Raw genomic sequence first — 12,601 nt, forward strand, 5'->3', positions numbered from 1 at the left:
TAAAAATTTCACGTGATCAAAGCAAGTCGGAAAAACTTTGTATATTTAACTTTCCTCTAGTATCAACAAAAAGAATAATTCAACACACTCAGAAGAAAGAGCGGAAGGCGGCGACTCCTAGGGGAAGGGGATCAGGACTAGCTGAAGACCCTGGACTGAGCAAAGCGAAGGAAGCGGCTGAAGCCGGCCCCCCTGGAAAGCGTCCGCCTGGAGCGCTTTCTTCTTTTATTACAAATAAAAAAGCCATCCAAAAGTCACTTTCATGACCTTCGAACAGCTCTTCCCTTACACAACGATTAATTTAGTCGGTATATTGGCATCGGTATCAAACAGATTCACATATTCTCCCGTGATAATCCCTTTTGACTGCAGTGTTTGCTCGACACTCATACGCGCTAAATCCTTCATATTATTATCTTTACTCAAATGCGAAAGATATATACGCGTCGGTTTTTCAGCAATCACTTCACTCATCGCCACTGCCGCATCTTCATTCGACACGTGACCCACGTCACTCAAAATTCGGCGTTTAATCGACCATGGATAACGACCCATCTGCAGCATTCCCACATCATGATTACTTTCAAACACATACGAATCAGACGCTTGAATAACACCTTTCATCCGGTCGCTAACATAGCCTGTATCCGTAATTAACGACAGCTTTCGGCCATCTGCATGAAACACATAAAACATAGGATCTGACGCATCGTGCGACACCGCAAATGATTCAATGTCCATCGAACCAAAAGTCTTCACCGTATCCATATCAAAATGGAATCGCTGCTCCACTGGAACGGCCCCAATCAACCCATCCATCGCAGACCATGTTTTAGCGTTGGCATAAATCGGCACTTTGTGTTTGCGTGCTACAATGCCAAGCCCTTTAATGTGATCGCTATGTTCATGCGTGACCAAAATGCCATCCAAATCGCTCATTTTTTTACCGATTGCCGCAAACAACTCTTCCATCTTACGACCACTGAGTCCCGCATCGACTAAAAAAGAATGTTCTCCGTTCTCGATATATGTGGCATTGCCGCTTGAACCGCTGGCTAATACACTGAATTGCATAGTAAAAATCTCCTTACTCTACTTCTTCTGGTGGTTTGTTCAATTCAATAACTCCGTCTTTTACAGCGTTCACAAAATAATCTTGTCGGCTACCATCTGACAGTTCGCCTCGAACATGCCAAGTTGGTACAAACATTTGGCGATCTTTTGATACTTGTACATGCACAGAGTAACCTAATTCTGTATTTAGAATTTTAGTGCCATATTCTAGCATGTTTTTTTGGTAAAGTGTATGAATTGCGGTGACCGCTGTCACTAAGCTTTTCGGCTCTTCATTTTCGATAATATTGGTGAACATTGTTTGTTCATAGCGGCCAATATTCCCCTCGTTATCCCAATACACCGTTACTTTCCCATCATCACTAAAATAAAGAATTTCACCTGCAAGCTTCTGAAAATAAACAGCTTTATTTAACTCTTTATCAATTTCCCATAACTCATAGGCAGTGCCTTCATACACATTTTGTTCCATAAACGTAGTTAACGCTTTCTCACTTTCTGGGTCACCGGCTGGTGAAACAGCTTTTTCATACGAAACCTGTAGTTTTTTCCCATCTTGAATATTAACCTGAACATTTTCTTTAGGTGCTTCTTTAGCCGTGAATATTTTCGTTTCTCCACGAATATAAGGCATCCCTTCCAAATTTTCAGGAAGGTTTGAATAGGTAATTTTATCAGCCTGCAACTTTTCATCCACTGAGGATTCAGAAAGCACTTCTACATTTTTCGCTTCTGTATACCGATTCAAATACAAGGAATACAAAAAGACGTTTAAAATAGAAAAGACAATGATAAAAATGGTCTTGGTTTTATTCCAATCCAAGTTCTCCCCCTCCTGTCAATTCAATCGGCAGCTCTGTCCAAATACCATTTGTTTTAACATACCAAGTTGGCTCAAAAATGATAAACGAATCATCTTCGCTTCTCGTCACATGATAAGCAGGCGTAACATCCGTTATCGTGGATCGTTCTTCTTTGTCCATTTGTCCAAGAGCTTTCAATACATCTTCTCCTGCAGCAAGTACGACCACTCTTTTTTCTGCTTCTGAATCCAATTGATAAGCTGGCCGAACATAACTATAAACTTGTTCTACCCCGTCATCTATTCCCCACATAATTTCAAGGTTTGTTGTTGTGGAGTTGCTGAAGACCGGTAAATCGGCTACGTATAATTGATACTCGATTTTCTGGTTTACTGAATTCATGCCAGCGTAGTAATACTGATCCGTCCAGCCACCATGAGCATTGATGTAATTAAGAGAATCAAATAATAAATCGGATGGAATGGCAGGGTCTGTAGTTTCAGCTTTTGGCTGAATGTAACTTATGCTTTTGGTGTTTTGATTTTCTCTCATAAATGCTCCAGAATCATCCGTATATTCTTGCGTTTTTAAATCAGCTGAGAATACTAATTCAGGACTATCTAGTAACGCTTCTGCAAATTTCGAAGTTGAAATTTCATCTAGTAAAAAACCAATACTCGTTTTCTCGACTTTATCTTTTTGCACATAAACCGGTAATACACCAATCGCATCATCTGTGACATAGGTATTATAGTCAACCGCTTGATCTACAATTTCTGTTTGAAACTGGTACAAGTCTTCTATGCGAAGATCTGCTTTATATATTCTTCCTGACAAAGTATTAATAAAGTATAAAGCTGGACGGTCATTAGCTGGCGCATCCCATTCAATAATTAGCCGGTCAAAAGAAGATTCTGGAATCGTTGTATCCACAATATTATTGATCGAATCAAAAACGGGCAACGGAACTAATCCTGGATAGTAAACAAGCGCTCGCTTTGAACTATGCATATAAGATTTAATCGTCGCTGGAGTTGCTTCATCTTGCACCATTCTTATATTGCTAATTTGCCAATTCTTTAAGGACTCAACCAATACGTTAATATCGTTTTGGTCGCTAGTTCCTGTGACATTTTCGTCATTATGAAATAGCAGTTTTACAGGACGTACAATTTCTTCCGTGTTTTTCGTTTCTGAAATCGGCATTTCTACCGTAGTAGTTGGTTCAATAATTTCATGTGTCGGCGTGAATGTCCAAATAGTAAAGGTTAACGCGAGACTCAGTAGGATGAGTAAAAACAAGGCGATCGACTTAATATGTTCTACATATTTCAATCCCACTCACCCCCGTCGTCTTCTTCAAATGGCAACGTAAAGAAAATACTTGTACCTTTTCCTAGCTTACTCTCTGCCCAGATGACGCCTCCGTGAGCATTGATCATTTCTTTGGAAATGGCTAAACCTAATCCCGTACCACCCATTTCACGAGATCTTGCACGGTCTACGCGATAAAACCGGTCAAAAATTCGATCAACATTTTCTTTTGGAATCCCCATTCCTTCGTCACTAATCTGAATCAATAGGAATCCTTCTTCTACCGTCATATTAAAGCGGACTTTCCCACCTTCAGGAGAATACTTCAATGCATTCGAAATAATATTGTCAATTACTTGTGTTAATTTGTCAGGGTCGATTTCTACAAAGTACTGCTCTTTAGGCAATTGACGTTTAAAATTCACTTTGTGTGACTTCGACATTTCAAAACGATCTATGATGCGGTTGAAAAAGACGTTGAATTCGACCATTTCTTTGCTCAATTCAGTTTCACTGGAATCCATTTTCGATAATTTCAGCAAATCGTTTACCAGTCGAATCATTCGCTCTGTTTCCGTTTGCGTTACATTCAAAAAGTTTGGTGCTAAGTCTGGATCCTGCCATGCTCCATCAGCCAATGCTTCTAAATAACTGCGCATTGTCGTCAAAGGTGTTCGCAATTCATGCGATACATTGGCAACAAACTCACGACGTTCAATATCAATTTTTTCCTGCTCTGTATTATCATGCAAGACCGCAATCAGTCCATTCACAAACCCTGTTTCTTTTTGGATGACCGAAAACGTTGTTCGTAATAACGTACTTTGCTCATACGAACTCAAATCTAACGTAACAGACTCTTTCATATCAATTAAATCTTCGAAAGTATATTCTTCTTCAAGGCCTAATACACTCGTTACCGGTCGGTTAATAACCGTTTCACGTGAAACATTTAGCAGATGAAGCGCAGGATCATTAATCAAAATAATTCGCCCTCGTCTATCGGTCGATAACACTCCATCCGTCATATTGGAAAGGACAGACGCCAGTTTGCGACGCTCGCTTTCTGTCGACTGTTGAGATTCCTGCAATCGATTCGTTAAATGGTTAAAGGCTCGAGCAAGTTGACCAATTTCGTCATCGCTATAAACTCTTACCTTACGGGAGAAGTTTCCTTTAGCCATTGCTTGTGCTTGCCTTCGCATATCTGCAATGGGTCGTGAAATCGTTTGAGCAACTAAAATTCCTAAAATCGCAGTAATAGCCAAGGAAATAGTCGTACCTACAGCAAGGATCGAGTTGATATCATCCATTTGGTCATACACATTTTCAATTTCGGCTTCAACATATAAAGTTCCGAGTAAGGTGCCACCTGTCGCAACAATCGGCAAAGTTCGCACCCAAATTCGCTCTTCACTTTCCTTATCTACATAGGTCTGCTCTAAATCGATTTCTCCTATAATAGATTGCCGAACTATATCATTTGTTGAACGCTGACCGACCAGTATTTGATTTTCAATAACTGAAGACGCTAGAATGCTGTACCGTGTATCTACAACGCGTATTTCATTAATATCATCTGATTGAAAACCATATAATACGGTACGCAATGTTTGCTCAAGCGTTGAATTTTCTTCTGTACGTTCTTTAATCATTTCTTCACGCACACTAAATTCTATGATTTCCATACGGTCCTTAATGGAACTTTCAAAGTTCCCTTTCAAGGTTTCTTCAAGCTGCTGAGCAAAATACAGACCGATAATCTGCATAGCCAGCAAAATCAGCAAAATATAAATTAACACAAACTTCACATGTATCGATTTCAAAAAATTAACTTTTGACATTCAACTACTCCTGTTCAGGATTTCGTAAATAATACCCTACGCCACGACGTGTCACAATCCATGCCGGATGACTTGGATTGTCTTCAATTTTTTCACGTAGACGTCTGACTGTAACGTCCACCGTACGGACATCACCAAAATAATCATAGCCCCATACCGTCTGCAGCAAATGCTCACGCGTCATGACTTGTCCAATATGCTTGCCCAGGTAGTGAAGCAGCTCAAATTCACGGTGAGTCAATTCGATCGTTTCCTCACGTTTTAAAACGAGATAAGCATCTGGTTGAATCGTTAAAACACCTACTTGGATATCATTGGAGTTTTGTCCTTCTTCTTCGGCAGGCGCTATATTTTGTCGGCGCAAATTCGCTTTCACACGTGCGATCAATTCACGCGTTGAAAAAGGCTTTGTGACATAATCATCAGCACCCAATTCTAAACCTAAAACTTTATCAATTTCAGAGTCTTTCGCCGTTAACATAATGATTGGAAAATCGAATTTCTTGCGAATTTCACGACATACTTCCATTCCGTCGCGATTTGGCAGCATAATATCCAATAACATCAAATCGGGTTGGATTTCACTTGCAATTTTAATCGCTTCGTCCCCGTCATACGCACAAACTACATTAAAGCCTTCTTTTTTTAAGTTAAATTGTAAAATATCTGCAATCGGTTTCTCATCGTCTACAACTAAAATTGTTTTACTCATCATTTTTCTCCCCTTTTTCTTCCCATCTACACCCTTTTTCTTGTCATTGCCCGTGCTTTACTACCCTATACTTTATCATTGTTTAGGGCATTTCGCATCTATCAGTAGCTACCCCCGCTCTGCCTCAAACGCTCAAAACGTATGTGCAATCCACAAAACAAGCCAAGCAGCCGCCCATAGGCGACTGCTTGGCTTGTATCATAACTACATTAGTTTAGAAGATTATCTCCAAACACTTGTAACGATGTTTGTTTGGTTGCGGTCAGGACCGACAGAGAAAATCGAAATTTGTACGCCCGTCAACTGAGAAATACGCTCTAGGTAATGACGTGCATTTTCTGGCAACTCATCTAATGATTTGCAGCTAGTTACGTCTTCAGACCAGCCTGGAAGCTCTTCGTACACTGGTTCGCACTCATCAAGCATGCGTAAGTTTGCTGGATATTCTGTGATCAATTCCCCTTGGTAACGGTAAGCTGTACAAATCTTAACGGTTTCAAGACCTGACAATACATCGATCGAGTTAACTGTTAAATCTGTTAAGCCACTAACACGTCTCGCATGACGAACAACTACGCTGTCAAACCAGCCAATGCGGCGTGGACGTCCAGTAGTCGTACCATATTCTTTACCGATTTCACGGATTTGTTGACCCACTTCATCGAATAATTCCGTTGGGAACGGTCCATCACCAACACGTGACGTGTACGCTTTACATACTCCGATAACGTGTTGAATTGTTGTTGGGCCAACTCCAGCACCGATTGTTACTCCACCCGCTACTGGGTTAGAAGATGTTACAAACGGATACGTTCCTTGGTCGATATCAAGCATAACGCCTTGAGCGCCTTCAAACAATACACGACGTCCATTATCAATTGCATCGTTCAATACTTTTGATGTATCTGTTACATATTTAGCGATTTCTTGGCCATATGCATAATATTCTTCCATGATTTCTTCTACAGTAAATCCTTCTGTTTCATAGAATTTCTCGAACAGACGGTTTTTCTCGATTAAGTTCATGCGCAATTTTTCTTCGAACACAACATGGTCCAATAAATCCGCCATACGAATTCCGACACGTGCTGCTTTGTCCATATAAGCAGGTCCGATGCCTTTACCAGTTGTTCCAATTTTATTTGCTCCGCGTCGTGCTTCTTCTACTTCGTCTTGCTTAATATGGTATGGCAATAAAACGTGTGCGCGGTTTGAAATGCGCAGGTTTTCAGTTGTTACACCACGCTCATGAAGACCTTTTAATTCTTTAACAAGCGCTTTTGGATCTACGACCATGCCGTTTCCAATTACTGATGTTTTCTCTTTATAGAATATCCCTGAAGGAATCAAATGCAATTTATACGTTTCTCCACCAAAAATAATCGTGTGTCCCGCGTTATTACCGCCTTGATAACGTGCAATTACTTCTGCATGTTCTGATAGAAAATCAGTGATTTTCCCTTTTCCTTCGTCTCCCCATTGCGTTCCAACTACTACGACTGACGTCATAATTCCGCACCTCCGTTAGGCATATGCCCTATCTCAAACAGTGTTTATTGTACCAATTAAACCCGAAACCGTCAATACAAAACAGAAGAAAACACGAACATATAAATGTGTTGCCACATTTAATGTTCGTGTTTAAAAGTCTCCGCCAGATTCATGTTGGCTCCAGTCGATGGTGACAAATTTATTATATTCTTTCACAAACGCTAGTTTAACAGTACCTGTTGGACCGTTACGTTGTTTCGCAATGATAATTTCAATCATGTTTTGGTCTTCTGTTTCTTTGTCATAATAATCTTCACGATACAAGAACGACACAATATCGGCATCTTGCTCAATACTTCCGGATTCACGTAAATCCGACATCATTGGGCGCTTATCTTGTCGTTGTTCTACTCCACGAGATAACTGTGACAACGCGATAACCGGTACTTCAAGCTCACGTGCTAACCCTTTTAATGACCGGGAAATATCCGATACTTCTTGCTGGCGGTTTTCACCGGATTTGCCGGGTCCCTGGATCAATTGAAGATAATCAATCATGATCATACCGAGTCCATATTCTTGTTTTAAACGACGACATTTTGCCCGAATATCATTCACGCGAATACCTGGCGTATCATCGATAAAGATTCCGGCATTGGATAAACTGCCCATTGCCATCGTCAACTTGCGCCAATCTTCGTTTTGAAGCGCTCCTGTACGTAGCACTTGTGCATCAATATTGCCTTCCGCACAAAGCATACGCATAACCAACTGTTCAGCACCCATCTCCAAACTAAAGATGGCAACATTTTCGTCTGTTTTGGTCGCGACGTTTTGTGCGACGTTCAAAGCGAAAGCTGTCTTACCAACAGAAGGCCGTGCAGCTACGATGATCAAATCGTTTCGTTGAAACCCTGCTGTTACCTTATCAAGGTCTCGGAATCCCGTAGGAATACCTGTAACGTCTCCTTTACGGGTATGCAGCAACTCGATATTATCATAGGTCTTGACCAAAACATCTTTAATGTGGGTAAAGTCACCGGCTTTTTTCCGGCTCGATACTTCCATCATTTTCTTTTCTGCTTCGGAAAGCAACGCTTCTACTTCATCTTCACGTGTAAATCCATCTTCTACAATTGTGGTGGCTACACGAATCAGTCGACGAAGCAATGCTTTTTCTTCAACGATATGCGCATAATGCGCAACGTTTGCTGCTGTTGGTACAGCGTTAGCGATTTCTGTTAAATACGATAAACCGCCAACGTCTTCTAATTCTTTTTTGACAGAAAGCTCTTCTGTCACGGTCACCACATCAATCGCTTTTCCGTGATCCGCTAAATTCAGCATCGTCTGGAAAATCTTTTGATGGGCAATGCGGTAAAAATCTTCTGCCATGACAATTTCAGCAACCGTGATTAGAGAAGGTGGTTCTAAAAAAATGGCGCCAATAACCGATTGCTCGGCTTCATGGTTGTGCGGGGGGACACGATCTATCGCTTCGTTCATCGGTGTCTCACCTTACGCTTCTTCAGTAACATGAACGCGTAGTGTAGCAGTCACATCCTGATGTAACTTTACAGGAATATTCGTATAGCCAAGCGCACGAATCGCATCGTCCAATTCCATTTTGCGTTTGTCTAATTTGATGCCGTGTTTTTTCTCAAGTGCCGTTGCTACTTGTTTTGTTGTAATTGATCCAAAAAGACGTCCGTCTGCTCCAGATTTAGCAGTCAGTTCGATTTTCAAACCTTCCAGTGTTTCTTTTAACTGTTCTGCTTCTTGACGTTCTTGGTCAGCTTCTTTTTGTTCTTTTTTCTTTTGACCATCTAATTTACTGATTGTTGCTTGGTTTGCTTCAATCGCTAAATTATTTTTTAACAGGAAGTTATGTGCATAACCATCTGCTACATTTTTAATTTCACCTTTTTTGCCTTTACCTTTTACGTCTTTCAAGAATATTACTTTCATTCGTTTTTTCCTCCTTCAGTATCTTCTAAAATCACCGCTTTTAATTGTTCAATGGCTTCTTCTATTGTTGAATTTGGCATTTGGGTAGCCGCATTTGTTAAATGACCACCACCGCCGAGGTTTTCCATAATTATTTGGACATTTACTTCGCCAAGCGACCGGGCACTAATACCAATGCCACCTTCTGAGCGCTCAGCTACGACAAAGGAAGCATTAACGTCTTTCATCGTTAACAAAATATCGGCTGTTTGTGCGATCAATACCGGACTGTAGACGCGCTCAGACTCACCTTTTGCAATAGCAATACCGTTGCTAACAAATTCTACTGTCTGAACGATTTTCGCACGTTCAATATAAGTTTCTAAGTCTTCTTTTAATATACGTTGAACGAGTACTGTGTCAGCTCCATTTGAACGCAAATAAGAAGCGGCTTCAAAGGTGCGGGCACCTGTTCTTAACGTAAAACTTTTCGTATCTACGATAATCCCAGCTAGCATCGCTGTCGCTTCTAACATGGACAATTTCTCGTGCTTTGGTTGGTATTCGATAAGTTCGGTAACCAATTCAGCAGTAGATGACGCATAAGGCTCCATATAAACGAGCATCGTGTTGGTGATAAATTCTTCACCTCTCCGGTGATGGTCGATTAAAACGACTCGTTCCATCCGTTGTAACACGCGTTCATCAATAACCATTGACGGTTTGTGTGTATCCACAACAACAAGAAGTGAGTTCTCGGTCATTTCAGCTAACGCCTCTTCAGGAGTTATAAACTGAGAAAACAATTCAGGTTCTCCCTCAATTACTTCCATTAATCGCATGACACTGCGATCGTAGGCATCAAAATCAATGATGATGCGACCTTTGACTTTATTCATGGCTGCCATTTTGGCTACGCCAACTGCTGCGCCGATTGAATCCATATCCGGCATTTTATGTCCCATAATAAATACTTGGTCACTTTCTTGGATTAAATCACGTAATGCATGCGAAATGACGCGCGCCCTGACCCGTGTCCGTTTTTCAACCGGATTGGTTTTGCCACCGTAAAATTTAACTTTTCCACTCGGATGCTTGATCGCCACTTGATCTCCACCACGACCAAGAACTAAATCTAAACCGGATTGAGCAAGACTGCCCAGTTCAACTAATGAAGCAGACCCGGCGCCGACACCGATACTCAAAGTTAATGCCAAATTATCTTTAGAGGTAACTTCACGAATATCATCCAAAATAGCAAATTTCGATGTCTCAAGCTCTTTTAAAATTGATTCATTAAATACAGCCATAAATCGTTCCGACGAAATGCGCTTCACGAAAATCCCATAATCTGCACCCCATTGGTTGACCAATGAAGTGACTAAACTATTGAGATTGCTTCGTGTTTGATCATCCATTCCTTGCGCAAGTTCGTCGTAATTATCGATAAATAAAACCCCGATAACTGTGCGATCCGCATAATATAGCGATTCGATTTCGACTTGTTCCGTAATATCAAAAAGATAGAACAAACGGTCATCCGCTTTATAATACACGCGGTATTTCCGATCACCTAACGCAATGGTCAGTTCTTTTTCTTCTGATTTCACAAGTGGATGAAAGTCTTCAGATAATGTATAAAGCGACTCACCGATTAATGTATCGTATTCCAGCATCGAAGTCATATAAGGGTTGGCCCATTCGATGTCATAATGTTCATTGACTAGCAAAATACCAATCGGCATTTCGAGCAATGCTTCTTCTCCTACTTTTTTCATTCGGTATGATAATGTTTCAATATGCTTTTCTGTGGCCTCATAAACTCTTTTTTCGGTCACCCAAGTGGCTGTAAAAGCCAGCACAAAAAGCAATGTAAAAATACCCGCGGCCCATTCTGACCAAAGCGAAATCAGAATTGCTGCGGCCATGCCGAGAGCTAGAAGTGCGATAAGTGGATATCGAAGTTTTCTTTTTCTGAAAAAAGCCGACATTATTCTTCAGCTCCTTATTTTCCTTTAAACTCGTGTGCTCGTTTAATCCAACCTCGGATATCGAATCCAAGATCTACGATTCCGACAATACTCGTAAATGACTGCAAAGGGAATGCCAAGATTGTGACCAGTACCGTCACCCATTTTGGCCAGCCTTCCTGGTGAATGTAGAAGTGGTAAAAAGAAACACCCTGCAAAAACAACAGGAATTGGAGCAGCACGGTGGCATTGATGAAAATCATGTACGCCATTGTTCCAGGTTCAAACTCTGATAACAACGACACAAGCAACACGATTAAATAATACCATAAAACAGATTTTGGCAATTTCATGTTCCGAAAAGGTGGGAATTTAGGAGCCATAATTCCAAAGCGTTTCAAGATCGGCAATAGAATAAGCAATAACACCCACACAACTGAGAAAACCACTAATACTAGTAAAACAGGCAATAAAGTTTCAAATGAAAACTGCAATTGCCCAACTAGTTCATTATAGTCTTCCATATAAGCGTCAGAAGCTCCTAATTTCTCCATCATGACAATAGCTTGTTCATATGATTCATCAAAGATCGACGAAAACTCTTCCAACACATTGATGCCAAATAGCCAAATTGACGCCACATATTGGACCATCAACGATATCAAGAGGACTAAACTAGCACTCATGAACATAAATAATTTGCTTTTCTTATAATAAATCGAAATACCAATTGCCAATCCTAGAGGAACGTGGATCAATGCTAAAGGTAAAGATAAAAGGCCACCGATGATAAAGGCTAGTATCAAGCAGACTGCTGCGAAAAGCGCAGAAGCTTTCCAAGGATATTTCGCACTGTACCAAGCAATTGGCAATGCCAAAACTAACGTACTTACTATACTTAAAACAGGCACGTAAACCGAAATTGCTAGCAGCACGGTAAATACGGTTGCCATCATCGCCCCATTGGTAAGTTGTCGCGTTTGTTGATTTTGCATATGACTGGATTTCCCCTTCTTTTGGGTATATTTCATCCTTGTAATTGTACCATGATTCAAGAACCTGAACAAAAGGAGCCGTCCCCCGTAAGGAGATAACTGCTGTAAAATAAAAGTGATATTAAAATTTTGATTTTTGCTATCATCATTTAATATTTCCTTCATATTTCACTGCATAAAAAAAAGACCGGTTTCCCGGTCTTAAGAATCGTAATTATCTTTCTTCCGCAACAAACGGTAGAAGTGCCATGATACGTGAGCGTTTAATAGCGATTGTCAACTTACGTTGCCATTTAGCGCTAGTGCCTGTAACACGACGTGGCAAGATTTTCCCTCTTTCAGAAATGAATTTCTTCAAAAGATCAGTATCTTTATAGTCAATGTGCGTGATGTTGTTGGAAGTGAAGTAACAAACCTTTTTCCGTTTTTTTCCTCCGCGACGTGGTGCCAT

Annotated in this window: 11 protein-coding genes; all 11 read right to left on the bottom strand. The window is 40.7% G+C overall.

Going from position 1 to position 12,601, the window contains the following annotated elements; all coding sequences use genetic code 11:
• Positions 1-285 precede the first annotated feature (285 nt).
• The 11 genes from BBI08_RS16670 to rpsR all read right to left on the bottom strand — a co-directional run bounded on the left by BBI08_RS16670 (position 286) and on the right by rpsR (position 12,601).
• Positions 286-1,074 (bottom strand): MBL fold metallo-hydrolase, encoded by a 789-nt coding sequence (locus BBI08_RS16670; protein ID WP_008497632.1) that lies wholly within the window; start codon positions 1,072-1,074, stop codon positions 286-288.
• Between the two features lie 13 nt (positions 1,075-1,087).
• Entirely contained in the window at positions 1,088-1,897 is an 810-nt protein-coding gene (locus BBI08_RS16675; RefSeq protein ID WP_065528363.1) for a two-component system regulatory protein YycI, read from the bottom strand.
• A complete protein-coding gene (locus tag BBI08_RS16680) occupies positions 1,884-3,218 on the bottom strand; it encodes a YycH family regulatory protein (protein WP_008497635.1) in 1,335 nt (444 codons plus the stop codon). Before BBI08_RS16680 ends, BBI08_RS16675 begins: the two co-directional genes overlap by 14 nt.
• Positions 3,209-5,035, bottom strand: a complete 1,827-nt coding sequence (gene walK / locus BBI08_RS16685; RefSeq protein WP_065528364.1) for a cell wall metabolism sensor histidine kinase WalK — start codon at positions 5,033-5,035, stop codon at positions 3,209-3,211. Before walK ends, BBI08_RS16680 begins: the two co-directional genes overlap by 10 nt.
• Before the next feature lie 4 nt (positions 5,036-5,039).
• Positions 5,040-5,747: a response regulator YycF gene (gene yycF, locus BBI08_RS16690; protein WP_065528579.1), complete on the bottom strand. Its 708-nt coding sequence runs from the start codon at positions 5,745-5,747 to the stop codon at positions 5,040-5,042.
• Positions 5,748-5,969: 222 nt separating this feature from the next.
• Positions 5,970-7,256 carry an adenylosuccinate synthase gene (locus BBI08_RS16695; protein ID WP_008497638.1) on the bottom strand — a complete coding sequence of 429 codons (1,287 nt, stop codon included), beginning with the start codon at positions 7,254-7,256 and terminating at the stop codon, positions 5,970-5,972.
• A 132-nt stretch (positions 7,257-7,388) separates the two neighbouring features.
• Positions 7,389-8,744 (bottom strand): replicative DNA helicase, encoded by a 1,356-nt coding sequence (gene dnaB, locus BBI08_RS16700; RefSeq protein ID WP_008427723.1) that lies wholly within the window; start codon positions 8,742-8,744, stop codon positions 7,389-7,391.
• A gap of 12 nt (positions 8,745-8,756) precedes the next feature.
• Positions 8,757-9,206, bottom strand: coding sequence for a 50S ribosomal protein L9 (gene rplI / locus BBI08_RS16705; protein ID WP_065528365.1), 450 nt, complete (start codon positions 9,204-9,206; stop codon positions 8,757-8,759).
• Positions 9,203-11,176, bottom strand: a complete 1,974-nt coding sequence (locus BBI08_RS16710) for a DHH family phosphoesterase (RefSeq protein ID WP_008497639.1) — start codon at positions 11,174-11,176, stop codon at positions 9,203-9,205. The genes rplI and BBI08_RS16710 overlap by 4 nt, the downstream gene beginning before the upstream one ends.
• Positions 11,177-11,190: 14 nt before the next feature.
• Positions 11,191-12,150 (bottom strand): YybS family protein, encoded by a 960-nt coding sequence (locus tag BBI08_RS16715; RefSeq protein WP_008497640.1) that lies wholly within the window; start codon positions 12,148-12,150, stop codon positions 11,191-11,193.
• A gap of 214 nt (positions 12,151-12,364) precedes the next feature.
• A complete protein-coding gene (gene rpsR, locus BBI08_RS16720) occupies positions 12,365-12,601 on the bottom strand; it encodes a 30S ribosomal protein S18 (protein WP_006830564.1) in 237 nt (78 codons plus the stop codon).

Source organism: Planococcus halocryophilus, assembly GCF_001687585.2.
In the GTDB taxonomy this organism is placed as follows: domain Bacteria; phylum Bacillota; class Bacilli; order Bacillales_A; family Planococcaceae; genus Planococcus; species Planococcus halocryophilus.

Excerpts from the sequence above, each read along its gene's own strand:
- dnaB (WP_008427723.1), bottom strand. The coding sequence starts at position 8,744 with ATGAACGAAGCGATAGATCGTGTCCCCCCGCACAACCATGAAGCCGAG.
- yycF (WP_065528579.1), bottom strand. The coding sequence starts at position 5,747 with ATGAGTAAAACAATTTTAGTTGTAGACGATGAGAAACCGATTGCAGAT.
- walK (WP_065528364.1), bottom strand. The coding sequence starts at position 5,035 with ATGTCAAAAGTTAATTTTTTGAAATCGATACATGTGAAGTTTGTGTTA.
- BBI08_RS16695 (WP_008497638.1), bottom strand. The coding sequence starts at position 7,256 with ATGACGTCAGTCGTAGTAGTTGGAACGCAATGGGGAGACGAAGGAAAA.
- rplI (WP_065528365.1), bottom strand. The coding sequence starts at position 9,206 with ATGAAAGTAATATTCTTGAAAGACGTAAAAGGTAAAGGCAAAAAAGGT.
- rpsR (WP_006830564.1), bottom strand. The coding sequence starts at position 12,601 with ATGGCACCACGTCGCGGAGGAAAAAAACGGAAAAAGGTTTGTTACTTC.
- BBI08_RS16710 (WP_008497639.1), bottom strand. The coding sequence starts at position 11,176 with ATGTCGGCTTTTTTCAGAAAAAGAAAACTTCGATATCCACTTATCGCA.
- BBI08_RS16670 (WP_008497632.1), bottom strand. The coding sequence starts at position 1,074 with ATGCAATTCAGTGTATTAGCCAGCGGTTCAAGCGGCAATGCCACATAT.
- BBI08_RS16715 (WP_008497640.1), bottom strand. The coding sequence starts at position 12,150 with ATGCAAAATCAACAAACGCGACAACTTACCAATGGGGCGATGATGGCA.